The 23,207-nt window shown below is 39.7% G+C and carries 29 protein-coding genes; 14 read left to right on the top strand and 15 right to left on the bottom strand.

The genetic code is table 11. The features are described from left to right. The first annotated feature begins 80 nt into the window (after positions 1-80). On the top strand, positions 81-866 hold the full coding sequence (locus PL11201_RS14200) for a hypothetical protein (protein WP_079679619.1): 786 nt from the start codon (positions 81-83) through the stop codon (positions 864-866). On the opposite strand, the gene PL11201_RS14205 is transcribed toward PL11201_RS14200, so the two are convergent. Both PL11201_RS14205 and PL11201_RS14210 read right to left on the bottom strand, forming a co-directional pair. Next, positions 863-1,606 carry a glycerophosphodiester phosphodiesterase gene (locus PL11201_RS14205; RefSeq protein WP_079679620.1) on the bottom strand — a complete coding sequence of 248 codons (744 nt, stop codon included), beginning with the start codon at positions 1,604-1,606 and terminating at the stop codon, positions 863-865. The two genes, PL11201_RS14200 and PL11201_RS14205, sit on opposite strands and share 4 nt — an antisense overlap. Before the next feature lie 25 nt (positions 1,607-1,631). Beyond that, positions 1,632-2,495, bottom strand: a complete 864-nt coding sequence (locus PL11201_RS14210) for an alpha/beta fold hydrolase (protein ID WP_079679621.1) — start codon at positions 2,493-2,495, stop codon at positions 1,632-1,634. 596 nt (positions 2,496-3,091) lie between these two features. Here PL11201_RS14210 and PL11201_RS14220 point away from each other — a divergent pair. After that, a complete protein-coding gene (locus tag PL11201_RS14220) occupies positions 3,092-4,096 on the top strand; it encodes a phosphoribulokinase (protein WP_079679623.1) in 1,005 nt (334 codons plus the stop codon). 164 nt (positions 4,097-4,260) lie between these two features. Here the strand turns inward: PL11201_RS14220 and PL11201_RS14225 are convergent, their stop codons facing one another. The 6 genes from PL11201_RS14225 to PL11201_RS14250 form a co-directional block, all read right to left on the bottom strand. After that, positions 4,261-4,593: a hypothetical protein gene (locus tag PL11201_RS14225; protein ID WP_079679624.1), complete on the bottom strand. Its 333-nt coding sequence runs from the start codon at positions 4,591-4,593 to the stop codon at positions 4,261-4,263. Between the two features lie 138 nt (positions 4,594-4,731). Beyond that, the gene (locus tag PL11201_RS14230; protein ID WP_079679625.1) at positions 4,732-5,808 is read right to left on the bottom strand and encodes a coiled-coil domain-containing protein; all 1,077 of its coding nucleotides are present in this window, start codon (positions 5,806-5,808) and stop codon (positions 4,732-4,734) included. A 57-nt stretch (positions 5,809-5,865) separates the two neighbouring features. After that, entirely contained in the window at positions 5,866-6,867 is a 1,002-nt protein-coding gene (locus tag PL11201_RS14235; RefSeq protein ID WP_079679626.1) for a coiled-coil domain-containing protein, read from the bottom strand. Positions 6,868-6,931: 64 nt separating this feature from the next. Beyond that, entirely contained in the window at positions 6,932-7,297 is a 366-nt protein-coding gene (locus PL11201_RS14240; RefSeq protein WP_079679627.1) for a hypothetical protein, read from the bottom strand. Between the two features lie 64 nt (positions 7,298-7,361). Further along, complete coding sequence (locus tag PL11201_RS14245) at positions 7,362-8,057, bottom strand: hypothetical protein (RefSeq protein WP_079679628.1); 696 nt, start codon at positions 8,055-8,057, stop codon at positions 7,362-7,364. A gap of 108 nt (positions 8,058-8,165) precedes the next feature. Then, positions 8,166-8,426 (bottom strand): hypothetical protein, encoded by a 261-nt coding sequence (locus PL11201_RS14250; RefSeq protein WP_079679629.1) that lies wholly within the window; start codon positions 8,424-8,426, stop codon positions 8,166-8,168. Positions 8,427-8,746: 320 nt separating this feature from the next. On the opposite strand from PL11201_RS14250, the gene PL11201_RS14255 reads away from it, so the two are divergent. The 6 genes from PL11201_RS14255 to PL11201_RS14280 all read left to right on the top strand — a co-directional run bounded on the left by PL11201_RS14255 (position 8,747) and on the right by PL11201_RS14280 (position 11,060). Continuing rightward, positions 8,747-9,085 carry a helix-turn-helix domain-containing protein gene (locus PL11201_RS14255; protein ID WP_079679630.1) on the top strand — a complete coding sequence of 113 codons (339 nt, stop codon included), beginning with the start codon at positions 8,747-8,749 and terminating at the stop codon, positions 9,083-9,085. Beyond that, the gene (locus tag PL11201_RS14260) at positions 9,086-9,721 is read left to right on the top strand and encodes an ImmA/IrrE family metallo-endopeptidase (protein ID WP_079679631.1); all 636 of its coding nucleotides are present in this window, start codon (positions 9,086-9,088) and stop codon (positions 9,719-9,721) included. A 52-nt stretch (positions 9,722-9,773) separates the two neighbouring features. Further along, positions 9,774-10,025: a UPF0175 family protein gene (locus PL11201_RS14265; RefSeq protein WP_079679632.1), complete on the top strand. Its 252-nt coding sequence runs from the start codon at positions 9,774-9,776 to the stop codon at positions 10,023-10,025. A gap of 69 nt (positions 10,026-10,094) precedes the next feature. After that, entirely contained in the window at positions 10,095-10,400 is a 306-nt protein-coding gene (locus PL11201_RS14270; protein WP_079679633.1) for a hypothetical protein, read from the top strand. A 53-nt stretch (positions 10,401-10,453) separates the two neighbouring features. Continuing rightward, positions 10,454-10,681 (top strand): hypothetical protein, encoded by a 228-nt coding sequence (locus tag PL11201_RS14275; RefSeq protein ID WP_079679634.1) that lies wholly within the window; start codon positions 10,454-10,456, stop codon positions 10,679-10,681. Then, positions 10,671-11,060, top strand: coding sequence for a type II toxin-antitoxin system VapC family toxin (locus tag PL11201_RS14280; protein WP_079679635.1), 390 nt, complete (start codon positions 10,671-10,673; stop codon positions 11,058-11,060). The genes PL11201_RS14275 and PL11201_RS14280 overlap by 11 nt, the downstream gene beginning before the upstream one ends. Before the next feature lie 25 nt (positions 11,061-11,085). Here PL11201_RS14280 and PL11201_RS26075 read toward each other — a convergent pair whose 3' ends face one another. Further along, the gene (locus tag PL11201_RS26075) at positions 11,086-11,238 is read right to left on the bottom strand and encodes a Uma2 family endonuclease (protein ID WP_234996703.1); all 153 of its coding nucleotides are present in this window, start codon (positions 11,236-11,238) and stop codon (positions 11,086-11,088) included. Between the two features lie 48 nt (positions 11,239-11,286). Further along, positions 11,287-11,802 carry a peptidoglycan-binding protein gene (locus PL11201_RS14285; RefSeq protein WP_079679636.1) on the bottom strand — a complete coding sequence of 172 codons (516 nt, stop codon included), beginning with the start codon at positions 11,800-11,802 and terminating at the stop codon, positions 11,287-11,289. Positions 11,803-11,939: 137 nt separating this feature from the next. On the opposite strand from PL11201_RS14285, the gene PL11201_RS14290 reads away from it, so the two are divergent. Together PL11201_RS14290 and PL11201_RS14295 are read left to right on the top strand one after the other, a co-directional pair. Next, positions 11,940-13,166: a DUF1501 domain-containing protein gene (locus PL11201_RS14290; protein WP_079679637.1), complete on the top strand. Its 1,227-nt coding sequence runs from the start codon at positions 11,940-11,942 to the stop codon at positions 13,164-13,166. A gap of 187 nt (positions 13,167-13,353) precedes the next feature. After that, positions 13,354-14,490: a glycoside hydrolase family 10-like protein gene (locus PL11201_RS14295; protein WP_234996704.1), complete on the top strand. Its 1,137-nt coding sequence runs from the start codon at positions 13,354-13,356 to the stop codon at positions 14,488-14,490. 99 nt (positions 14,491-14,589) lie between these two features. Here the strand turns inward: PL11201_RS14295 and PL11201_RS14300 are convergent, their stop codons facing one another. Further along, positions 14,590-16,065 (bottom strand): site-2 protease family protein, encoded by a 1,476-nt coding sequence (locus PL11201_RS14300; RefSeq protein ID WP_079679639.1) that lies wholly within the window; start codon positions 16,063-16,065, stop codon positions 14,590-14,592. 56 nt (positions 16,066-16,121) lie between these two features. Here PL11201_RS14300 and PL11201_RS14305 point away from each other — a divergent pair, with 56 nt between their 5' ends. The 3 genes from PL11201_RS14305 to PL11201_RS14315 all read left to right on the top strand — a co-directional run bounded on the left by PL11201_RS14305 (position 16,122) and on the right by PL11201_RS14315 (position 19,430). After that, positions 16,122-16,796: an MBL fold metallo-hydrolase gene (locus tag PL11201_RS14305; RefSeq protein ID WP_079679640.1), complete on the top strand. Its 675-nt coding sequence runs from the start codon at positions 16,122-16,124 to the stop codon at positions 16,794-16,796. A gap of 162 nt (positions 16,797-16,958) precedes the next feature. Continuing rightward, positions 16,959-17,996 (top strand): class II fructose-bisphosphatase, encoded by a 1,038-nt coding sequence (glpX, locus tag PL11201_RS14310; RefSeq protein WP_079679641.1) that lies wholly within the window; start codon positions 16,959-16,961, stop codon positions 17,994-17,996. Between the two features lie 135 nt (positions 17,997-18,131). Then, positions 18,132-19,430, top strand: a complete 1,299-nt coding sequence (locus PL11201_RS14315; protein ID WP_079679642.1) for a glutamyl-tRNA reductase — start codon at positions 18,132-18,134, stop codon at positions 19,428-19,430. A 519-nt stretch (positions 19,431-19,949) separates the two neighbouring features. On the opposite strand, the gene trpA is transcribed toward PL11201_RS14315, so the two are convergent. The 3 genes from trpA to ndhL all read right to left on the bottom strand — a co-directional run bounded on the left by trpA (position 19,950) and on the right by ndhL (position 21,340). Then, positions 19,950-20,753, bottom strand: coding sequence for a tryptophan synthase subunit alpha (gene trpA / locus PL11201_RS14320; RefSeq protein ID WP_079679643.1), 804 nt, complete (start codon positions 20,751-20,753; stop codon positions 19,950-19,952). 63 nt (positions 20,754-20,816) lie between these two features. After that, the gene (locus PL11201_RS14325; RefSeq protein WP_079679644.1) at positions 20,817-21,122 is read right to left on the bottom strand and encodes a DUF3007 family protein; all 306 of its coding nucleotides are present in this window, start codon (positions 21,120-21,122) and stop codon (positions 20,817-20,819) included. Next, positions 21,122-21,340, bottom strand: a complete 219-nt coding sequence (gene ndhL / locus PL11201_RS14330) for an NAD(P)H-quinone oxidoreductase subunit L (protein WP_079679645.1) — start codon at positions 21,338-21,340, stop codon at positions 21,122-21,124. Before ndhL ends, PL11201_RS14325 begins: the two co-directional genes overlap by 1 nt. A 391-nt stretch (positions 21,341-21,731) precedes the next feature. Here ndhL and PL11201_RS14335 point away from each other — a divergent pair, with 391 nt between their 5' ends. After that, positions 21,732-22,370, top strand: coding sequence for a transposase (locus PL11201_RS14335; protein ID WP_079679646.1), 639 nt, complete (start codon positions 21,732-21,734; stop codon positions 22,368-22,370). Between the two features lie 173 nt (positions 22,371-22,543). On the opposite strand, the gene PL11201_RS14340 is transcribed toward PL11201_RS14335, so the two are convergent. Continuing rightward, positions 22,544-23,104, bottom strand: coding sequence for a type IV pilin-like G/H family protein (locus tag PL11201_RS14340; RefSeq protein WP_079679647.1), 561 nt, complete (start codon positions 23,102-23,104; stop codon positions 22,544-22,546). Positions 23,105-23,207 lie beyond the last annotated feature (103 nt).

The raw sequence follows: 23,207 nt of genomic DNA on the forward strand, positions 1-23,207 counted from the left end.
TTGAAAGCTAAAAGCTGCTCACAGTAAGTATTTACCTATTGCCCATTGCCTATTCCCTATTGCCTCTTGCTATATAAAATATGACAGCAAATTCTGATATTTTAAGACGAGCAGAAATAGCAATTACTGAGTTTGAAGATTCAAAAATTTCTGGAGTTTGGACGGGATTAGATCAACAACAAATTATTACGGAATTGCGATCGCGTCTGGTTAATCCGTTTAATATTAATCAAGGCACTCAACCCTTTTGTGGCCCGGCTGCAATTATTTTTGAACTGATTAGAAAAAATCCTCTAGCTTATATTCAACTTTGTCGAAATCTGTTTCAAATTGGAGGATTTCATACCCAAACCAATCGCTGGATTTCTCCGCCTCAATGGTTACAAGAAAGTCCCTTAAATTTACAAATTCCGCAAGTAGATTGGATGGTATTATCTACCCTCAGAGAGTCGGAAAATATGATTTTTCCTGTTGATCCGAATTCCCCTCAACTCTTAAGAAATTTAGCTGGAATGACTAAACCTTGGGAAATTGCAGGATGGATTAAAGAAATTTTAGGCTATCAAACCGTTAATTATAGAAATGCTTACTTATTTGGAGATTTAGAAGCCATTGAAACGGCAAATCAGATGATTCAATCCGGTGGTGTTGCCTTTGCTTTAATTAATGATTCTGGTTTACTCCTAAATCAACCGCCCGTTTTTTCCTATCCTAATCATTGGGTGGCATTATTAGGTGAAATAGAGATTAATCAAAACAGTAACTTGATTAATTTCAAGGTCTATACTTGGGGAAAGGAAATGCAAATTACTGTTGATTTAAAAACTTTTAAAACCCATTTTTGGGAAGTGGTAACTGGAATTTAGGTTTTATGTTGATTGATTTCAAGATTCCCAATTAATGAATTAGTAATAATCCGTTTTACCCCCAGATTAACTAACTTTTTAAAATCCTCTAAATCATCCACCGTCCAAGCCACAATATCTACCCCCTGATTTCGACTCTGGGTAATTATTTCGGGATGTTCTAAAATCACAGGATAATCTACGGTTAAAATAGCATTTCCCTGATTAATTGCTGTTTGTAATTGTTGTTCAAATTCCTTAAAATCAATTAAAAAATATCCCAAGGTGATTTCGGGACAATAATTCCGAATTTGGTCTAAAAATCCTTGATTAAAGGAAGTCATAATAGATTTTTTTAGGAGGTTATTTTGAATTAATAATTCTCCTAACTGTTGGATTTCCTGATCTGACCATTGATGATCGGGTTTAACATCAAAATATAAAAAATCTTTAACCGCTTGAAAGGTTGCGATCGCATCTTCTAAGGTCGGAATACTTTCCCCCGCAAATCTTTCTGCAAACCACCCACCCGCATCTAATTCTTTTAATTGCGCAACGGTTTTTTCAGAAACTTTACCCAATACTCCGGTGATTCGGTTTAACTCTTGATCATGAAAAATAACCGGAATTCCATCCGCAGAAATTTGTAAATCAAATTCTAGGGAATTTGCCCCCTGTTGCAACGCAGCATTAAACGCGACCAGAGTATTTTCAGGTGCCATCACCGAAAAACCCCTATGGGCAATAATTTCTAAATCCATAATTTTACCTCTATTTTTATTATTGTCATTTTACCACAATTTGATTATTTAAAAACCTTTCAACCGTTTGATTAAAATGTTCAGCTTCGACTAGAAATGACCAATGATTTCCCGCCACACGCTGAATTTCTAATCGAGTTAAATACTGTTTATAGGGTTTTAATTGCCAGTCCATACGATTTACACCTTTTTCCGGTTGAATTAATAATGTAGGAATATCAATATTTTCGGTTAACCCAGGAACTTCCATCACCTGTTCAAAAATTTCATTTCTAGCAGCACTTCCAAATTTACTTCCCCAACTTCCATCGGGTTTTTGTTCCATTCCCGATATAAATAATTCCTGTTGTAAATCACTCCATCCCGAAAATTGAGCTAATTGTTTAGCCAGATTTTCCGCCTGTTCAAAACTGGTAAATGGCCCCATTAATTTTAAGCAATCTAACTGACGATATAGAATTGGTAGAGTTAATTTAAACAAACCCGGAAGTTTCATAATAAAAATTGGATCAACTAAGATCAGACTATTAAACCGTTCAGGATTTTGTTTTGCCCAAATTGCTGCCAGTTTCCCTGTCCAAGAATGCCCTAAAATATGGGCTTTTGACCAGTTTAGATGCTCCATTAAGGCTGCTAAATCTTCAATAACTTCGGTGAAAGTATAGCCGTGGTCGGGTTTACTACTTTCCCCATGTCCGCGCATATCAGGTGCTATAATATGATAGTGATCGCTTAATTTTTCCCCTAATTTTTTCCAGACTAATGCCTGATCTGCTAACCCATGTAATAACAAAATATTGGTATCCGAGGAACTTTCAATAACAGAATTCCATTCTAAATAAGATAAATTTATTTTTGATAACGATAAATTTTTTCTAACACAACTCATGTTTTATCCTCTTAAAATCATTAATCAGTTGACTGGATATAGCACAATTTCTGACCCAATTGTTCTAATATATTTTAATTTGGTATCCAATCCTTTTCTTCTCTGTTTTGAAGCCCGTACCATTTCCGCAATTCCGTCGGTAAAGATGCCATAATATTTTCCTGAAACAAGCCATAACTTTTATTGTATAATAATACTACTGGGATTTCACATAACCCCCTCCTTCCCCGAATCTGTAACACGCCGTTGATTATCTTTTGTTGCGGTGTTGCGGTGTTGTGGTGTCGCCCGTTCCGGTGTTCCCTTTTGATCCTAAATTTTGGATATAACTCAAATAGGATTGCCATATATTGAAATTAATGCTTGTAGGGATGATCCCCTTCTGGTAAAATCAGAAACAAAAGTTAGTATTAAATACTTAGCTTGCCTAAGTGCAAGGCCTTCTGTCAGTTGGGAGTCTGTTCACTACCACAAAGTTGAGGTTTACTCCACCTTCGGATCAGGTGAAGACTCGACGGTTCTGGCATTGGTCAAGGTTTTAATGCTCTAAATTCAATGATCTAAGTTGTCAACAGTTTCTTTTAGGGTAGAGGAAGATGGGAAATAAGCCGAATCGCGTGGTTTTAATTGGTGTTGCTGGAGATTCTGGGTGCGGAAAATCAACATTTTTACGTCGGATAACAGACATCTTTGGAAAAGATTTTGTGACGGTTATCTGTTTAGATGACTACCATTGTTTAGATCGTAAGCAACGCAAAGAAACCGGAATTACTGCTCTTGATCCTAGAGCTAATAATTTCGATTTAATGTATCAGCAAGTTAACGCTCTTAAAAATGGTATATCCGTTGATAAACCCATTTATAATCATGAAACTGGCGAGTTAGATCCCCCCGAACGGATCGATCCCAATCATATTATTGTGATTGAAGGGTTACATCCGTTATATGACGAACGGGTGCGATCGCTGCTTGATTTTAGTGTTTATTTGGATATCAGCGACGAAGTTAAAATTTCCTGGAAAATTCAGCGCGACATGGCGGAACGGGGACATCGTTATGAAGATGTTTTGGCGGCAATTAATGCTCGCCGTCCCGATTTTGAAGCCTATATTGACCCTCAAAAGCAATATGCTGATGTGGTGATTCAAATTCTGCCCACGAACCTGATTGCTGAAGACAAGGAACATAAAGTCCTGCGAGTGCGTTTGGTACAGAAAGAAGGTGTGGAAGGACTCGAACCCGCCTACTTATTTGATCAAGGATCAACCATTTACTGGACACCTTGCGGACGTAAACTGACCTGTTCCTATCCGGGTCTGAAAATGTATTATGGCCCCGATAACTACTACGGAAACGAAGTGTCTATCCTCGAAGTTGATGGTCAATTCGATAACCTCGATGAAATGATCTACGTCGAAGGACACTTAAGCAATTTGTCTACGAAATACTATGGAGAAATGACCCATCTCCTCCGTGAACGCCAAGAGTATCCCGGTTCCAATAATGGTAGCGGATTATTCCAGGTGTTAGTTGGTCTGAAAATGCGAGCGACCTACGAGCGCTTAGTCGGGGCTAACGAAAAAGTTGCAGCAGCGGTCTAGTTTTTAGCGGTTAGCTGTTCAATTAAACTCGGGTAACGCGGGATCGGCAAATCTCGCGTTATTTTTTATGTTTTTGCCCGTTGTTGTGCTTTTTGCACACCTCGTGAATGAATTATATGTAGGGGTAAATTCATGAATTACCCTTACATATAACTGCGATACATTTAAACATTGGAGCGGTTCAAAAAGTGTGAATCTAAAACTTTTTTAACAGAATCACTTAAGATTTGAATTTGATTTTCCTCCAAGTTTTCAGCCGCATTAAGTTCAGGTTCCGAGGCAATTTCTGTTAATTTAGAATTGATTTGAGGGTTGACATCACAAAACTCAATAATAGCTTCCGATATAGATTCAATTCGATCAGAATCCGATTCCGTCTCGGAGTTATCCAAAACCATTTCTAATCGAGTTAAATCATTTAAAACTTCTGCCGAAAATAGTTCGGGTTTTTGGGTGACAATTTCAGAAAAAAAGGTAATCATCTGTTGAGATTTCATAGCAATCGGTATCCTGACTAAGATTGACAAAGATATTTTCATCCTAGAGTATCAAAAATTGCTCAAAAATGCCAATAATAAATTCCTCCGTTAGTCAAACTCAATCAAATTCAGACTTTCTCCCCATAGCAAGATTGCCTATTTGCCCTTATTGGGGTTTTTAGCCTGTTCTAAAGCAATTTCTTTTACCGCTTGGAACGAACTCACATTAGAAGCTCCTTCTATAGCTTTTACTGCTAAATCTTGAACCTGTTTTAAGGCAGAATCCAATTGTTTTGATAGGGTTTGTAGACGAGTATCTTGACTTTGGATGGTTTCTATTAAGGACTTAACCCGCAATTCATAATATTGTTTCTGACCTTCTACTTCTTTTGCCAGTAAATCTGATTTAATTTTAGCTTGATAATTGCCAATATTCCTTCCCAGGTCTTTCCCCCGTTTGATATTATCTTCCAACTTTTGAGGAAATTCTGCTACTTTTGCTTTAACTTCTGCATAAAGTTTTTCTCGTTCAGCAATGGTTTTTTCTCGTTCTGACCATTGTTTTTCCTGTTCTTTTTGTAAATCTTCAAGCTGTTTATACAGGGTTTTCTGGGTTTGGGAATAGGTATCGCTATCAATATTTCGTTGTAATTCTAAGTTATAATTGTAGGTTTCTTGATCCCGCGATCGCGATTTCTTATAAGTTTCATTGCGTTCCTTAATTGTCCGTTGATATTCTTCCTGTTCTTTTTGCCATGCTTTTTGCTGTTCTTGAAATTCCTGTTCTAAGGTTTCTCGTCGTAGACTTAACTCCTGATCAAAGGTTTTTGCACTGGTTTCATAGCGTTGAACTAAAGTGTCTAAGGTATCATCTTCAACGGTTTCTAAATCATGTAATTCTGCCAATTGTTGCAATTCCTGGGTCACATTTTGACGCAATTCTCCCAGTTTTATCGCTTCAGAGGTTAGTTGTTCTGATAATTCATTGATCGCACTCCCAAACCCAGTTTGTAATAGCAATAAATGATCAATAGTTTGCTGCATTTTAGGTTTTTGGACAACGGGTGTAGGGGTCATGGGTTTAGTCTTTTCTTCACTAATAGGTTTAACTTCTTTGGGGGTAGAACTCAGTTGTTTAATCTGGGTTTCTAAATCATTTTTTTCTTGAGCTAACTCTTGATAGGCTTCTAATAGTTCGGCTTTAGTATTGCGATCGCTTACTTTTTTAGTCATTTTATTTTCCTTTATTTGAGGTACGGGTAAGAACTAAAATCAGCTAAATTCTAGGGTTTATTTCGTCCCACTATTAGAACTATTTGAACTCGAAAAAGCCCGCATTGCTAAATCTTGAGCTTGTTTTAATGTTTCTTGTAACTGAGTAGTAATTTGAGTGATTTGTTCATTTTGTCGTTGAATGGTTTGCTCCAAAGATTGAACTTGTAACTCATAACCCTGTTTATTAGATTCCCATTCTTTAGCCAATAAATCTGATTTAACTTTTGCTTCTCTTGTGGCTTCTTGAATCGCTTCTTCCTTCGCCTGATCATGGGTTCGTTTCAGTTGATCTTCATAGCCGGAAACTTGCTGTTGATTTGCTTCAAATTCAGCCTGATTTCCCGTTATAATTTGTTCTCTTTCTGTCCAATTTTTATCTTTTTCTTCGTTTAATTCTAATAAGTCCCGTTCTAATTTACGTCTGACATCTTCATATTCATCCGTTTCAATTCTTCGAGTTCTTTCTAACTCATAATTATAATCAGCTTCCCCTTGTTCACGATTGCGGGTTAAACGTTCGGTTTCTTCCTCAACCGTAGTATCAAATTCCTGCTGTTCTTTTTCCCAGATTTTGCGTTTTGTAGTAATATCTTTTTGTAAAACTTCTTGACCCAGGGTGGCATTCTGTTCTAATAAACTTAATTTTTCCTGATGTTCTTGGGTTAAAATATGTAAAGCATCAGCCACAATCCGAATTTTATGAATTTGCTTAAAGTGCTGATTTTCGACCTCAATTCCTCGGTTTAATTCCTCTAATTTTGTTGATTCCGTTCGTAATTTTTCCGTTAATTCTAGGATAATAGAGCCAAAATCTAATTGTAAATCCGCCAACCCTTTAACAATACTATCGACGGTATAAGTTGCCGCAGTTTCTAAAATTTGTTTGCCCTTTTCTTGCTCCGCTTCCTGTTCCTTGGTGGCAACTTTTGACTCGATGCGTTTTTGTTCAGCTAAAATTTGTTGAAAGGCGGCTAAAAGTTGGGTTTTGCTAGTGGGGACAAAAGGGGAATGGGTCATGATCAGTTTCTCCATTTACAACATCAGCTAGACTAACAAGAATGAGTAGATATCCCGTTAAAGGTTAATTTTGTTTTCGTAGTTGAGTAACAATATCTTGATATTTTTCAGTCGGTACTGGATCAAGATGGGTGGGATTTTTAGCGATCGCTTGTAGAATCTTTTGACAATTCTGACAACGATTTCCTTCCCAACAATAGCAATTTTTAACTGAGTTTAGCAATAAACTTTGCAGGTGTTGATTTTGGTCTAACAACGCCTGATAATTGCGCTGAACCGATTGAATTACTAAAGATAAATGCTTAATATCTTCACCGATATTTTCCAAATCGTGCATCGTATCTTGACGAACTTGATAGGTTAATTCTCCGGTTTGAATAAATTGATGTTCAAGTGAATCACCAGGTTTCAAGTGAATTATTTTTTTCATATTTTCCTAGAACAAAAAAATAGGAGGCGGGAAAATATCCAGATATTCACCCGCCCTCAATAACTTACACAGAAACGGCATCTACAGCCGGAGGTAATGCTACCTCTTGCACGGAATTTAACATTAATTTAGAATGTTCCTCTCCTTTCGCATAAGCCGCCATTAAACAGGCAATTTCATGGGGAGGTAAATTATCTAAACAGACCATTTTTCGAGTTCCTTCTAAGTCAATCATCCGTGATAAATTACTCGGATCGGATAAAACCGCCGCCGCTTGTTCGACAATCGACCAATCCGTGCGTTCCTGCCAAGACCATTTTAAACTATAATAATTAATGGGTTTTACAACTCCATTTTCATCAGGTTTCTGGCCGGAATGTTTGCTGAATTCAGGGATAAAAATTCCCGTTGCAGGTTCCACCCCTCGGGCTTGAACCGAAGCCACTAAACGGTTGAAATCACTTAATCCCCGAGATTTTAAATAAGTGACCATGACGACACCTTTCGGTAATTCTCCCGATTCAGCAACCCACCAAATTTGTCCCCATAAAGTGTGTTCTGTTTGTCCTAAACTGCCAAAAAATTTGCTAAATTTCAAGATAGTCATGGAACATTTAGAACCATAATCCGTGTCTCCAATTGTCCACTGTCCCGACTGACAATTATTGCGAACAGCAATTGGAATTTCAGGCACTAATAGGGCTTCTTTCGGTTTTGCACCAAAGACAGTAAACGTCGCTCTTTCTAAGGTTTTAGTCATTTTCTTTTCCTTAATAATTCAGAATTTTTGCACTAATTTTCCCTATCAAGGCGAGTTGAGAAGGATCTCAATTTTCTCGCCTAAATTTTAATTAATTTGGAAAATATCCTATCGAATTAAATGGGATTGTTTTTCCGGTTCGGGATAGGTATATAAAGGCTGTTGTTGAGCTTTGAGAAGGTTTAAAACTCCTAACAAATGCTCTAACAAATGGGTATGGGCGGTGGTAAAATGAATACTAAATCCTTCCCCATCCCTGGCATAACCTGGACAGACTAAGGATGCAGAACTTTGTTCTTCATGGATGGCAATATAAAGCCAATCCTCGTCTTCTAATTTGTAGTGAGTATCTGTCCAAGTTCTGAGCATGGCATTTTCCTCCGGTATGGATTTTGGTTTTTTTACTAAAACCTCAATCCCTAATTAATCGGGTGTTTTAATCACTCAATTCAGGTTGAATCATTAGACCTTTACGACAAAAGCGGTTTGTGGCTTTTGGGTATTGAACTTTTATTCAACTTCCCCTATCTTAGCCAATGTTGATGTAATCGTCAAGTCCCAGAGGAAAAATTTTTTTGATCCCGATTTCCCCATCTCTACCCCTTGGTGACTCGTAAGGAGTAGACTGGTGGTAGTGGGTTGAAATTTTATTCAAACCAGAGTATTATCGGAATCGGGAGGAATGTACTATGGAACAAACCTTTGGAAATCTAATTCGCCAAGCGCGGAAAGAGAAATTCTACTCACAGCGTCAGTTAGCGGCATTGCTGGAAGTGGATTTCACCTATTTATCCAAGCTAGAGAATGACCGCGCAGACTACTCTCCTAAAGAAGATGTAATTAGGGGTTTAGCAAGAAATTTGGGTTTAGATGAGGAGGAATTAATCTTTTTGGCGGGGCGAATACCTCAGCATTATGAGACATTTCTCAAAGAAAATAATAAGAGTATGACGGCACTATTCCGCCGAATGCAAGAAAATCCAAACTTTGCCCAGCAAATCTTTGAGGCAGCGCGGGAGGTTGAATAAGTGAGTATCCTGAAACCCTATCGCTTTTATCGTCGAGAGTCGATTGAGCGGCGGGCAAATGAGATTTTGCGACGGATGCAAGCCACACCCAATTTTGCCCCAGAGTGGCCGTTTGAGGCTTCTTTGGTGGCAGATTTCCTGGATTTAGGGGTGGTTTGGGATTGCATTCAACCCGATGAGCAGGGAGCGATCGCAGCTCGAATTTTGCCAACAGAACGACTAATCGAAATTAATGAAGAAATTCAAGAGAAACCCAAGGGCTTTATTGAGTCTACTATTGCCCATGAAATCGGTCATTGGGTCTTACATATTAATCATGATCAATTAGAGTCTGGAGGGTCAGAAACTGCGGACAATCTATTAGATGAACCCTTTGTTTGTCGAGCTACTATTGAAGATACCCATTTAGCATCTATTGAATGGCAAGCCCAATATTTTGCCAGTTGTTTATTAATGCCTCGCCCGATTTTAGAAGCCAAACGAGTCGGCCGAGATTTAACTAATTGGCAACATCTTTATACCATTAAAGATGAGTTGGGGGTGAGTATTTCTAATTTAACCAATCGTTTACAGGAATTAGGTTGGATTTCTATTCCTAAAGGAGAACGCACGATTTACCCGGGAAAAGCTGCCTAAAATATCGACCATTTTAGCTGATTATTGACAGTTATTAAATCCCAATACGACCATGCCCAATCTGTCCCTTCCCTATCCCGATGATTTGCTCGTTACTTCTGGTAAATCTCCCGAAAGCTTAGAAGCTGAATTGCTCTTTTTGCTGGCAGTAAAGCTATTTGAGTTACGGCGACTATCTCTCGGAAAAGCCGCCGAATTTTGTCGAATGAATAAACTGCAATTTATGTACGAAATCGGACGATTACAAGTTCCAGTAATCAACCTAGATGATGACCAAATTGCTGACGAATTACGGGATGATTAATCAGATTATTATTGCCGATAGTAGTCCTCTGATATCCAATAAATACTTGAATTAAGGATAATATCAATCATGGCTCGAAAAGTCTTAGGTATTCATTTTGTTTGTAGAAATGGGCTTAATATTGAAGAATTAGGAGACGGTCGATTCAAAAGTGGGGATTGGAAAGTATCGGAAGAAACGGCTAATACCGCACTCTATTTAGCACTTCACGACCATAAAAACAGTTCATCTTATAAACAAGGAATAATTGAACGTTGGGAACACTATGACGGTGACGGAGGCAGAATCATTTTTTATGTAAAAGAATTTGATAGACCGCTAGAATGGGTTGGTGATGGAACAGGAGAAAAAGGATATTGTTGGTCAGAGAACTAAGGTGATAAGAACATAAAGTAACAGTGTAGAATGGTAGAAAGGAGGAACACAAGATGAACATTTCTATCATCGATGAAGTTGTTGAACAGCTAAAAGTCATGCCGGAGGATTTGCAATGGCAGGTACTGGAATTTGCGCGAACATTAGTAAAAACAGAACTTCGAGGGACAACAGGGCAGAAATTGCTGTGTTTTGCTGGCTCTATTCCTCTTGATGACCTTGAATTTATGCGTCAAGCTATTGAGCAAGATTGTGAAAGGGTAGATATTAATGAGTGGTAGATATTTGTTGGATACTAATATCATTATTGCTCTTTTTGCCGATGAAACTGTAATCAAAAATAACCTGGCTCAATCCAATGAGGTTTTTATTGCCAGTATTACTATTGGCGAATTGTATTATGGTGCTAGAAAATCAGGACGAATTCAAGCAAATTTGATCAGAATTGAGCAGTTAGTTTCCAGCAGTACAGTGCTGGTATGTGATAGTGAAACTGCTCAGAAATATGGCGATATTAAAAACAGGTTAAGACTTAAAGGTCGTCCTTTGCCTGAAAATGATATTTGGATTGCTGCCCTTGCACTACAACATCAGTTGATTTTAGTAACACGGGATGCCCATTTTCAAGAAGTTAATAACTTGCAAACAATAGCTTGGTGATTTCTCTCCGTCGTTTGCAATTCTTTCATGGAGGCTCCGCCTCTTTTATATGGGTGTCGGTTGTTCCCGCCATTGCATAGATTTCACCCTTAATATATTCATGTTTGATGGTGTTTTTAGTTTCGATTTCTAGGTATTGTTCTGGAGTTAGATAATTAGGGTCAGAAAGAGCAATCATTGTTTTAATATCCCTATTTTAATTTAAAATTAACGTTAGTAATCTTAATTAAACAACGGGTTCAATAAAGCGTTGATTCGCTCGAACAAAAAACGCTCCCCCCTGATAGGAAACCACTAACCAAGGTTTACCGACTTGATCAAATTTAATCGGATAACGATACTCAGGATGGGGGATTAATACCGTACCCGTGGGAAAACTCGTATCAATATTATAATTAAATCCTGGGCCGCTACGAGCATTTAATTTTTTAGCAGAAATTACTTGCCATTGTTGCCAATTTCCATTAATAAAATCCCCTAATTCATTGGGACTGGGAGACGGTTCAGATTGAATGGGATTAGAACTTTTAATCGCCGCTATTGCTTGTTTGATTTTCAGGACAGTAGCCTCCCCAATTACCCCATCAATCGGTAATTCCATTTCCTCTTGAAAAGCTTTAATAATAGTTTCCAAATTCTGATCAAAAGGCATTCCCAACCGACCAATATTATAGCCCAACTGTTCTAACTGACCTTGAATTTCTCGAACCTTAGCCCCAGGTTCACCACGTTTTAAAATCATGTTTAACTTCTCCTCTCAATCTTCCGGTTTTATGTTAACCTATAGGAATACTAAATAACCCTTAATATTAAATCATTCTCTCGACTCAGTTAACAAGATGTATCCCTATTTTTAGTTCTATCAATCAGGTTAACACAATGGATAGACGGCAATTTTTAAAATTTGTAGGAATTTCAGGTACATCAGCGATCGCAACTTTAGGCACTCACGGATGGATTGCCAAAAGCCTGGCTGCTTCCCCCTGCTCAAAACGCTTAATTGTGGTTTTTCTCCGAGGTGGAATTGATGGTTTAAATGTGGTAGTTCCTTATGCTGAACCCGGATATTATGCCGCCCGTCCGATAATTGCCATTCCCAAACCCGGAACCGAAAAAGGGGCGTTAGATTTAGATGGTTTTTTTGGGGTTCACCCAGCTTTATCCCCCCTAATACCTCTTTGGAAGCAAAGTAATTTAGCCTTTGTTCATGCAGTCGGTTCTCCGATTTCCAACCGTTCCCACTTTGAAGCCCAAGATCAGATAGAAGCTGGAACCCCCAATACTCAGAAAACCTCTGATGGCTGGATGAACCGTTTATTGGGTGTTTTGCCCGGAAAAACTCCCGTTGAGGCCGTCAGCGTGGGTATGGTGATCCCCCGGATCTTGTCCGGTTCCCAGTCCGTCGCCAATATTACCCTCAATTCCAATAGTACCAGGGAACTCCCCATTGATGGGGATCAAGTTAAAGCCGCCTTTGACCAACTTTATGCCAGTAACGATGCCCTCAGTTTAGCCTACCGAGAAGGGAGAACCGCCCGAGAACAACTCCTGAAGGAATTAGACGCGGAAATGCAAGCCGCCAACCAAGGAGCACCCTTACCCAAGGGATTTGCGGGGGAAGCTCGACAATTGGGTAGTTTGTTGGTGCGAGATCCGAGTATTCAACTGGCATTCATGAATCTGGGGGGCTGGGATACCCACGTTGGTCAGGGGGGATCTACCGGACTGTTAGCGAATCGTTTAGCTTTTTTATCAGAGGGTTTAGTGGCACTGGTGGAACGGTTGGGGGATGTTTATGGGGATACAACAATTGTGGTGATGTCGGAATTCGGCCGCACAGTTCAGGAAAATGGTAATGGGGGGACGGATCACGGCTATGGGAACGTGATGTGGCTCTTGGGCGGGGCGATCCAAGGGGGAAAAGTTTATGGTAAATGGCCGGGTTTAGCTAAGTCGGAGTTATTTGAACAACGGGATTTAAAGGTGACAACGGATTTTAGAGAGGCGATCTCTCAGATTTTAGCGAGTCAGTTTAAACTCAATTCTCAGCAGATAGGTCGAGTTTTTCCCGACTTTACTCCGACTCAAACCGTGAGTCTACTCTGAAATTGAGATTCAAGGTTAGAAAGTCAGCAAAATTTGGTAGATTACTAAAATATTCTAAAAATACAGGATTATCTGCTAAATTGCTGATTTCTGTTTTAAACTTATACACTTGGGTTTCATGGCGAAAAGTTCGTGGCGATATGGTCTTTCAAAAAGCACAAAACAAATACTAAAATCAATTTCTCTGATGATTTTAGGTCTGGGATTAATAGTTTTGTTATCCGCCCACCCTGGTATGGCGAATACTCCCAAAATCTTTCCAGAAATTAGAGGGGTTTGGGTGACAACAAATGATACAGATATTGTTAGAGATCATGCTAAATTACAGGAAGCAGTTAATCAACTAGCACGACTCAATTTTAATACAATTTATCCGGTGGTTTGGAATTCGGGTTATGTGTTTTATCCAAGTAGAGTAGCTCAAGCAGGAGGGTTTCAACCGTTTATTCGTAAAGGATTACAGGGACAAGATATTTTAGCAGATTTAATTAATTTGAGTCATCAAAAAGGGTTATTAGTAATTCCTTGGTTTGAATTTGGATTTATGACCTCGCCATCTTCGGAATTAGCCTTAAATCATCCCCAGTGGTTAACTAGCCGCCAAGATGGAATTCAGACCTGGGAAGGCGCCGCCGGAGAGGTAGTTTGGTTAAATCCCTTTCATCCAGAAGTCCAACAATTAATTACTAATTTAGTGTTAGAAGTCATGACCCAATATCAAGGTGATGGTATTCAATTTGATGATCATTTGAGTTTACCGATTGAATTTGGTTATGATCCCTATACGGTTAAGTTGTATCAGCAACAAACGAATTCACTCCCCCCGAAAGACCCAAAAGATCCTGCTTGGGTGCGTTGGCGTGCGAATAAAATTACAGAATTTGTGGAAAAATTGCATAAAACCGTAAAAGCAAAAAATCCCAAAGCGATTTTTTCTGTTGCTCCTAATCCCTATCATACCGCTTATAATAGTCATCTTCAAGACTGGGTAAGTTGGGTGAAAAAAAATCTAGTTGATGAGTTAATTGTGCAGATTTATCGACCCGATTTACCAAGTTTTGTGAGAGAATTAGTTAAACCAGAAATTCAAGAGGCGCGGGGCAAAATTCCGACCGGAGTAGGAATTCTAACAGGGTTAAGAAATCGACCGATAGGGATGCAACAAATTCAAGCTAAGATACAAGCAGCGCGTCAAAATGGCTTAGGGTTTTCGTTCTTTTTCTATGAAAGTTTATGGGATGAAGCACCTGAACCTGCCAATGAAAGACAAGCAAAATTTCAATCCCTATTCTATTATCCAGCTTCGCGGGCATTTTTGCGATAATATTTCAAAGGGGAAATAGGTAATGGGCAATAGTGATTGATTTTTCAAGTGTTCTAAGATGCTTAACAGCTTATATCTTCCCCATTACCCATTACTTACTTAATAATTAAACCATTGAGCAACAACCGAAGGCATCGGGAGGATTAATAATAATAATAATCCCAAGGTTGATAACCCAATAACATCTCGAATATTATTGAGTTCACTGACATCATTTAAGGCGGGTTCGTCCTGTAAGGGAAAAAAGAATAATAATAGGGCTAAGATGATAAATTCACTGTGAATTAAGGCTAAAATTAAGATTAAAAATCGAGCTACTTGACCGATGATTAGACTGATTTTTTGACCGAACATAGCATGAACAATATGACCGCCATCTAGTTGTCCGATGGGGATTAAATTAAATGCTGTTATCATTAATCCTAAATATCCCGCGATCGCCACCGGATGTAAATGGATAGCGTGTTCAGAAGTTAACCCAGCACCTAATATCAACTTACTCAATACCGTTAGTAAAAATGAAAAACTAGGATTCAAAGATTCAAAATTTAGAAATCCTGAAGTTTTGGGATCAAAGGGAACAACCGTTGACTGACTTAACCCCCAAATCAATAGCGGTAAGCTCATGATCAATCCAGCTAAAACTCTAACAACACTAATATCAAATAATGCTTGGCGATGGGGAAAAGGCGAGCGCATTTGAATAAAAGCACCCAAAGTTCCTAACCAAAAAGGAATTGGGATAAAATAAGGTAAAGTCGTCTGCATTTGATACCGACGAACCGCCAAATAATGAACCGATACATGAATTCCTAAAATTCCCATTAAAGCGATACTATAGGGTAATCCTGCTAATAATAAACCTGGGTGATCTTGCCAAGCATCCAGAGGAATATTTGCCATTTCGACACCCGCCGCCGTGGTTGTAAATAGGGTAATTAAAAATAAACAGAAAGCCAAAATAGGACGGGTTAAGGGTTCAGATTGAAGGGGATTATCAGCCTTTTCTTTATAGGGATTGGGGACTAAAGCAAAGAACGGTTTATCTTGAAGATCCTGTTGAAAAGCAATTAAAAAGCGATCGCTAAATTTAGCCTGAATATTATCTCGAATCGTCTGATAAGCCCGATCAGGATTAGACCGTAACTGACCCCGACAAATCACCGCTTGTAAGCGATATTCAATATTATGTAAGGGAAAGACTGTCCAAGGAAAACAACTGCGAAGAATGTCTTCTTCCTGTTGATCCAGAGGGCGGGGGAAACTGGGTTTTTCCAGGGGAAGAATCGGTTTTGTTGCAGTGGCGATATCTGATTCCGGTGATGGTGGAGGGAGACGACCCCACTGCACTAAAAACCAATATAAACAGGGACAAACAATAAAGGGAATAATCACTAACCCGGCGGGAATGGGTTTTTGATCGTAGATCCAGATCCAAGTCCCCCAAATGAACGCCGGAGTCATCATCACCAACCACAGCAACCAAACCGGAGTCCGGGTAATTTGAGCTACACCCCTTTGTAGTAGCCAGTAGGTCATCAACCCCAAAATTATTAACCAAAATAACATGATCATCGGCAGTTTTTATTGGCTAAAATCGACAATTACACCGTAAAAATTAATCTAATAATATGTCACAGGAGCGTTCTGTTCCCAAATCCCCCCGGCTTGTGCTGGAAAATATTTATGCTTTCCCGCCTAACAGGGAAACCTTGGGCGGAACAGCCTATTTCATTGTGGAGAACCAGACAAACATCTTGATTGATGCTCCACCTTGGAATCCGACGAATCAGCAGTTTATCGAGCAGTTAGGGGGCGTTCAGTGGTTATTGATTACCCATCGGGCGGCTATTGGGTCATCCCGAGAAATTCAAAAACCCACCGGATGCAATATTCTGATCCAGGAACAAGAAGCTTACTTACTACCCGAGTCCAAGGTAACCACTTTTGAGACTGAGTTAAAATTGAGTTCCCAGAGTTCAGTTTTTTGGACACCTGGACATTCCCCTGGTTCATCCTGTCTTTATTTTAGTGGGCATGGGGGGGTATTGTTCACCGGACGCCATCTATTACCCAATCTCCAAGGCCAACCGGTTCCCCTACGCACGGCCAAAACCTTCCATTGGCCCCGACAATTAAACAGTATTCGATTAATCTTGGAGCGCTTTAATTCCCATACCCTGAACTATATTTGTCCGGGGGCTAATACCGGAGCCTTACGGGGAGAACGTTTGATTAATCAAGCCTACGACAAATTGGCAATTCTGGATTTAGAAGCCTGTCGGTTGACCGAAGCGATTTTTTAGTCCAGAGGAAGTGTATATAGATGCTGACTCCCCTGACTCGCAGTAAAAATTAACAAAAACTAAACTCCCCCAAATGCAAACCGTATCCCCCCCTCTGATAGACTAAAACACTGGGAGTGTCTAATAATTCGGCAATCTCAGTTCTTGGGAGGAAATAATTCTGTGGATAATGTTATTGGGTTAGAGATTATTGAAGTCGTCGAGCAAGCTGCGATCGCATCGGCTCGTTTAATGGGGAAAGGCGACAAAAATGAAGCCGACCATGTGGCCGTGGAAGCCATGCGTAAACGCATGAACCAAATTCACATGAGAGGTCGGATCGTAATTGGGGAAGGGGAAAGAGACGAAGCCCCCATGCTTTATATCGGTGAGGAAGTGGGGATCTGTACCCAGGAAGATGCAGCTAAATTCTGTAACCCCGACGAACTGCTGGAAATTGATATCGCCGTTGACCCCTGCGAAGGAACTAACTTAGTCGCCTATGGTCAAAATGGCTCCATGGCTGTCTTAGCGATTTCCGAAAAAGGTGGTTTATTTGCGGCTCCTGATTTCTACATGAAGAAATTAGCAGCCCCGGCGGTGGCGAAGAATCACGTTGATATTAACAAATCCGCCACCGAAAACCTGAAAATTCTCTCTGACTGCATGAACCGCGCCATTGAGGACTTAGTGGTGGTGGTGATGGATCGTCCCCGCCACAAAGACCTGATCAATGAAATTCGCACCGCCGGCGCCCGGGTGCGTTTGATCAGTGATGGAGATGTTTCTGCCGCGATTTCCTGTGCCTTTTCAGGAACCAATATTCACGCACTCATGGGAATTGGGGCTGCACCAGAAGGGGTGATTTCTGCTGCTGCGATGCGGGCTTTAGGTGGTCACTTCCAAGGTCAGTTAATCTATGATCCCGAAGTGGTGAAAACCGGATTGATTGGGGAAAGCAGAGAAGGTAATCTGAATCGCCTCAAAGAAATGGGAATCAATGATGCTGATAAGGTCTATGATGCCCATGAATTAGCCTCCGGTGAAACGGTGTTGTTTGCGGCTTGTGGGATCACACCAGGTACCTTGATGGAAGGAGTGCGCTTCTTTAGTGGTGGCGCTCGGACACAAAGTTTAGTCATTTCTTCTCTGTCTAAAACTGCTCGTTTTGTCGATACTGTTCATATGTTTGGCGCACCCAAAAATATTCAGTTGCACTAAAATTTAAGCGATCAGTAATCAGTAATCAGTTTTAGATTTTGGTTTTTTTGGCTAACACTTGAAAACTATTAGCAATTTACTGATTACTGATTACCAATTACTGATTTTTGAAACCATATTTATAACAACTGTTCTATGAATATTGCTGTTGTAGGTCTGAGTCATAAGACCGCACCCGTTGAAGTTCGTGAAAAATTGAGTATTCCCGAACCCCAATTAGAGGCTGCGATCGCTCATTTATTAAGTTATCCCCATCTCGAAGAAGTTGCGATTCTTAGCACCTGTAACCGCTTAGAAATTTATTTAGTAGCAACAGAAACTCAACCTGGAATCAGGGAAGTTACTCAATTTTTATCAGAAAAAAGTAAATTACCTTTACAACAATTACGCCCCCATTTATTTACCCTGATTCATGATGATGCCATCATGCACTTAATGCGAGTTGCCGCCGGGTTAGATAGCCTAGTTTTAGGGGAGGGACAAATTTTATCCCAAGTTAAACAAACCCATAAATTAAGCCAACAACATAAAGGGATTAGTCGCATTCTCAACCGTTTATTTACCCAAGCCTTAACCGCCGGAAAACGGGTGAGAACCGAGACCAGCATTGGTACAGGGGCGGTTTCTATTAGTTCGGCTGCGGTGGAATTAGTGCAGATGAAAGTCCAGAACTTAAGTAATTATCGAGTTGCCATTTTAGGCGCGGGCAAAATGTCTCGGTTATTGGTTCAGCATTTGTTATCAAAAGGTGCGAACCAAATTTCTATTTTAAATCGGACACTAGGACGGGCGAAAGAATTAGCAAATCAATTTCCCGATGCTGATTTACGGATTTATACCATGTCGGAAATGATGTCTGTAATGGCAAATTCTGATATTGTATTTACCAGTACCTCCGCTACGGAACCCATTATAGACCGAGCTAAATTAGAAACGATTTTAACCCCATCTCAACCCCTAATGTTAGTGGATATTTCTGTACCTCGAAATATCGCTACCGATGTCACCGAATTAGCCAATGTTCAAGCCTATAACGTCGATGATTTAAAAGCGGTTGTAGCCCAAAACCATGAAAGTCGTCGTAAAATGGCACAGGAAGCCGAAGTTTTATTAGAAGAAGAAGTCCAAGCTTTTGAGGTCTGGTGGCGCAGCTTAGAAACTGTTCCTGTGATCAACTGTTTACGCGATAAAATTGAAACGATTCGAGAACAGGAATTAGAAAAAGCCCTATCTCGCTTAGGTTCAGAATTCGCCGACAAACATCAAGAAGTAATTGAAGCCCTAACCCGGGGAATTGTCAATAAAATTCTCCATGACCCCATGGTACAACTGCGCGCCCAACAGGATATAGAAGCCCGACGTCGCGCCATGCAAACCCTACAAACCCTATTCAACTTAGAACCGGAAAAGAATTCGGGTCAGCAATACAGTTAGGTTTGTTCTGTTTTTCCTGAATTTTTCCCACCAATAACGCGGTCATAAATAACTATTACTGATGGCCGCGTCTTTTCATTCTTGCGCCGTTGTTGCGCTTCAGCGCAATCTTGTAGTCTAAAGCCCAACAACCCGCTTACCAAGAGACTTGTAGACCCATCTAACCTTAAAAGTGGGTGATTGCAAAAGACCTCTTGCAATCGGTTGGCAAGGTTGCAATAATAATAAACAGAAAGGCACATTACGAGGGTTTCAAGGAGCTGGAGGTAATGTGTTTATGGGAGCACCATACCTCCAGCGTTCTTGCTTTCTTTTAAGGAAACCCCAAAAAACAACCGAGTGTTCTCACTCTGGAAGTTCTAAAGATTGAATAGACTCAAGTGTGAATTGATCACAAACACACTCAGCTAAATAAATTATACACAACAATTGTTTAAAAGGCTATATCGTCCTTGAAAAATTACGGAAATAGTTACATTTAATACCCAAACGGGGGACTTGGCATACAAGTCCTGTATTTTAGTGTTGAATTGCCGATTTTAGGGATTGACAAAACTGACCAATATCCGCCAAACCCTGTTCCGGTGTTCCTTCCGCCAATCGTTTAACGAAAGCACTCCCGACAATCACCGCATCTGCACCCCAGTCTCGCATTTGGGTCGCTTGTTCCGGTTGAGAAATCCCGAACCCAACCCCAATGGGTTTATCCGTTAGACCTCGCATTTCCTTGAGGATATCTTCAACCCGGGTTTGGACTTGGGTACGCATCCCCGTAACCCCGGTAACACTCACTAAATAAATGAACCCCTGGGACTGACGGGCGATTAACTCAATCCGTTCTTTCGGACTGGTTGGCGCCACTAACAACGTCACTTCTATGCCAATTTGACGGGCGGGTTCCAATAAAGTTTCCGCTTCTTCCAAGGGTAAATCTGGGACAACTAAACCCCTCGCCCCGGCTTGATAAATCTGTTCTAAAAAGGGTTTAATCCCTCGATGTAAAATGGGATTATAGTAAGTGAATAAAATAATTGGGGCTTTCAAGGTTGGGCTAACCGTTGTCACCATTTCTAATACTTGATCTAAACGGGTTCCCTTTTGTAAAGCGCGAGTGGCTGCGGCTTGAATTACCGGGCCATCGGCTAAGGGGTCAGAATAAGGAACTCCCAATTCAATTAAATCAGCCCCATTTTGATCCAGAATTTGTAAGGCTTTCGCGGTTGTTTCTAAGTTCGGATCACCGGCGGTAATAAAAGGGATTAAAGCACAGTTTTTTTTGTCCGAAGTTCTTAAGGATTCAAAGCACTGAGAAACAGAAATCATTAAAATTAAACTCAAATAGACTAACTAATTATCCAATAATTAAGCAGAAAAAAAGTAAAATTTTCAATTATTTTTTTCTGCTTCAACTTCCGCTTGCAATTGAGCCAATTCTTCTGGAGTCATTTCTTCCAGTCGTTTTTGAAAAACCGCATCTTCGTAGTTTTTCAGTTGTTGGTTATAGGTCATATTTCGACTTCCCACCCGGAATAAATAAGTGAGTAACCAAATAAATAAACCACCGACTAAAAAAGTCTGACTCCAGATGCCAGCATCAACGCTATTCAGACCCGCCCATTGTAAAATTAGGTAGATCGATCCACCTATCAAAAAGACGAGCATTCCAATAGCAATAACATCAATTCGTCGCATTAGCTGGCAATTTTTCTAGGTTGAGGACGGAAATTAAAGAAGGGAGCTAGAAGAATTAATCCAGGGAAAAAGAAGAAGACTAAAAAGTACATAAATGCGCGTTCAAAAGAACTGGCCACATACCAACGAGCATTCATATAGGCATATAAGGCAGCCGGAAGCACTAACAAATAAGCACCTGCCAAGGCAGCATAGAGTAATAGGGTAATCAGTAGCATAATTCGGGTTTAAAAATAAACAGCCACTTAACATCAGACAATTTTAAACTATAGCACCCAGTGGCGGGAATCGGGACAGGGCCGTTTGATTTTCTCCAAAAACGGCTGTGACCTCTCCCCCGACCCATCTGCTTCGAGGTGTTGTTACAATAGTTCTCAAAGTCAAGATATTTGTCGAGCTACGGAGTGCAGAAAACACAGTTTGGGGGAGTTAAATGGGTATGATCGTCATGACTATATTTGAGTTCAGGGGGTAATCTATTTAATTATAGTAAATTTGATTATCCTCAATCCTCCGGTGTAGGGGCGAGGCGCGCCTCGCCCCTACGGGTGCGAATACTTTCAACTTAAACCTCGAATGTAGATTATCTATTTTTATCATCAAAAAAATATGCCCTATAATCCACAAATTCATCATCGGCGTTCTATTCGTTTAAAAGGATACGATTATACTCAACCTGGAGGATATTTTGTTACGATTTGCACGAAAGAAAAACAATGTTTATTTGGAGATATTGTTCAAAGGGAAATGCGATTTAATTCTTTAGGGGCGATCGCTTTTAATACCTGGCAACAAATTGCTGAAAAATTCCCTCATGTTGAATTAGACTATTTTATCATCATGCCGAATCATATTCATGGGATTTTAATTTTCCATGAAATCATTGCCGATCCTCAATTCCCCGTAGGGGCGAGGCGCGCCGTCCCCCTACACCAAACATCATTATCAGAACAAGAAATATCTTCAGAATCAACACAACGACCTCATGGTGCTGCTCCAAAATCCTTGGGTGCTGTTGTGGGTTGGTATAAATCTTCTGTGTCTAAATCTATTAATAGAATTTGTAATAATTCCGGTCAAGGATTAATTTGGCAACGAGATTATTATGAAGAAATTATCAGAGATGAAACCGCTTTAAATGCAATTAGAAAATACATTATTGAAAATCCCTTACGTTGGGAAGATGATCCAGAACATCCGCCTTTAAATAAAATTAAAAGTGAATTACTGATTGATCTTCCCTTTTAAATTTTGATCATCCCGAATTATATTGATGGGGTTTTAATCTTTTATGAAACTATTGCTGATCCTCAATTCCCCGTAGGGGCGAGGCGCGCCTCGCCCCTACACCGGACATGATTATTGCTCAACTTTCGATTAAGATCCTCATCTTTTTTATTGTTACCAACCTTACACATCTATTATCTTTCAACCTCTGAATAACCAGGGGGACAACTATTAGCATCTTCGTGTCTTGGGGGAAAATCTCTCGTAGGTTGATTACTTTCACAAAGTATCGATGTTGAAGAATAGTTCCCTGATGTCCCTTGCAAACCAACGATTGCTGTGTAAGTTCTTAACTCATCTCTTTTGCTTAAAGCTACCATTTGAACAAATTTCTCTTTATTAATCTCAATAATGCTGTAAGAATAGTTATCTGTTTCTGATTTTAGACCTATACCTAAGTATTGTAACCCTTCTAACCTAGATGCAAAGAAAGAGTTTTCCACATAAAATACTTGCTGCCCTTTGCTCATTGACGAGAGATACTGTTTTGCTTCAGACTGTTTAGCTTGATTTGCCCTTTCTTGAAAAATCTGTGTAGCTTTGTTTAAATCATCTACCAATTCTGCTGGTGTTTCTTCCGCCATCAGCCATTTTGAACCGGATGGCAACACCATATTATTTGTAAATTTGAAGTTAAAAAACGGCAAAAAGGATAAAATAGTTAGACTAAAATACAAAGTTTTTTGTGAGACCATGATAACTTAACCTTAATTATTTATTTGGCTTTGAGTTTTAACAGTTGTTATACTTTTTACATAGTGAGTATTTGATTTTATTACTATAGAGCATCTTTCTGAT

The organism is Planktothrix sp. PCC 11201, from assembly GCF_900009135.1.
Lineage (GTDB): Bacteria > Cyanobacteriota > Cyanobacteriia > Cyanobacteriales > Microcoleaceae > Planktothrix.

Excerpts from the sequence above, each read along its gene's own strand:
- PL11201_RS14200 (WP_079679619.1), top strand. The coding sequence starts at position 81 with ATGACAGCAAATTCTGATATTTTAAGACGAGCAGAAATAGCAATTACT.
- PL11201_RS14205 (WP_079679620.1), bottom strand. The coding sequence starts at position 1,606 with ATGGATTTAGAAATTATTGCCCATAGGGGTTTTTCGGTGATGGCACCT.
- PL11201_RS14210 (WP_079679621.1), bottom strand. The coding sequence starts at position 2,495 with ATGAGTTGTGTTAGAAAAAATTTATCGTTATCAAAAATAAATTTATCT.
- PL11201_RS14220 (WP_079679623.1), top strand. The coding sequence starts at position 3,092 with ATGGGAAATAAGCCGAATCGCGTGGTTTTAATTGGTGTTGCTGGAGAT.
- PL11201_RS14225 (WP_079679624.1), bottom strand. The coding sequence starts at position 4,593 with ATGAAATCTCAACAGATGATTACCTTTTTTTCTGAAATTGTCACCCAA.
- PL11201_RS14230 (WP_079679625.1), bottom strand. The coding sequence starts at position 5,808 with ATGACTAAAAAAGTAAGCGATCGCAATACTAAAGCCGAACTATTAGAA.
- PL11201_RS14235 (WP_079679626.1), bottom strand. The coding sequence starts at position 6,867 with ATGACCCATTCCCCTTTTGTCCCCACTAGCAAAACCCAACTTTTAGCC.
- PL11201_RS14240 (WP_079679627.1), bottom strand. The coding sequence starts at position 7,297 with ATGAAAAAAATAATTCACTTGAAACCTGGTGATTCACTTGAACATCAA.
- PL11201_RS14245 (WP_079679628.1), bottom strand. The coding sequence starts at position 8,057 with ATGACTAAAACCTTAGAAAGAGCGACGTTTACTGTCTTTGGTGCAAAA.
- PL11201_RS14250 (WP_079679629.1), bottom strand. The coding sequence starts at position 8,426 with ATGCTCAGAACTTGGACAGATACTCACTACAAATTAGAAGACGAGGAT.
- PL11201_RS14255 (WP_079679630.1), top strand. The coding sequence starts at position 8,747 with ATGGAACAAACCTTTGGAAATCTAATTCGCCAAGCGCGGAAAGAGAAA.
- PL11201_RS14265 (WP_079679632.1), top strand. The coding sequence starts at position 9,774 with ATGCCCAATCTGTCCCTTCCCTATCCCGATGATTTGCTCGTTACTTCT.
- PL11201_RS14270 (WP_079679633.1), top strand. The coding sequence starts at position 10,095 with ATGGCTCGAAAAGTCTTAGGTATTCATTTTGTTTGTAGAAATGGGCTT.
- PL11201_RS14275 (WP_079679634.1), top strand. The coding sequence starts at position 10,454 with ATGAACATTTCTATCATCGATGAAGTTGTTGAACAGCTAAAAGTCATG.
- PL11201_RS14280 (WP_079679635.1), top strand. The coding sequence starts at position 10,671 with ATGAGTGGTAGATATTTGTTGGATACTAATATCATTATTGCTCTTTTT.
- PL11201_RS26075 (WP_234996703.1), bottom strand. The coding sequence starts at position 11,238 with ATGATTGCTCTTTCTGACCCTAATTATCTAACTCCAGAACAATACCTA.
- PL11201_RS14285 (WP_079679636.1), bottom strand. The coding sequence starts at position 11,802 with ATGATTTTAAAACGTGGTGAACCTGGGGCTAAGGTTCGAGAAATTCAA.
- PL11201_RS14290 (WP_079679637.1), top strand. The coding sequence starts at position 11,940 with ATGGATAGACGGCAATTTTTAAAATTTGTAGGAATTTCAGGTACATCA.
- PL11201_RS14295 (WP_234996704.1), top strand. The coding sequence starts at position 13,354 with ATGATTTTAGGTCTGGGATTAATAGTTTTGTTATCCGCCCACCCTGGT.
- PL11201_RS14300 (WP_079679639.1), bottom strand. The coding sequence starts at position 16,065 with ATGATCATGTTATTTTGGTTAATAATTTTGGGGTTGATGACCTACTGG.
- PL11201_RS14305 (WP_079679640.1), top strand. The coding sequence starts at position 16,122 with ATGTCACAGGAGCGTTCTGTTCCCAAATCCCCCCGGCTTGTGCTGGAA.
- PL11201_RS14315 (WP_079679642.1), top strand. The coding sequence starts at position 18,132 with ATGAATATTGCTGTTGTAGGTCTGAGTCATAAGACCGCACCCGTTGAA.
- trpA (WP_079679643.1), bottom strand. The coding sequence starts at position 20,753 with ATGATTTCTGTTTCTCAGTGCTTTGAATCCTTAAGAACTTCGGACAAA.
- PL11201_RS14325 (WP_079679644.1), bottom strand. The coding sequence starts at position 21,122 with ATGCGACGAATTGATGTTATTGCTATTGGAATGCTCGTCTTTTTGATA.
- ndhL (WP_079679645.1), bottom strand. The coding sequence starts at position 21,340 with ATGCTACTGATTACCCTATTACTCTATGCTGCCTTGGCAGGTGCTTAT.
- PL11201_RS14335 (WP_079679646.1), top strand. The coding sequence starts at position 21,732 with ATGCCCTATAATCCACAAATTCATCATCGGCGTTCTATTCGTTTAAAA.
- PL11201_RS14340 (WP_079679647.1), bottom strand. The coding sequence starts at position 23,104 with ATGGTCTCACAAAAAACTTTGTATTTTAGTCTAACTATTTTATCCTTT.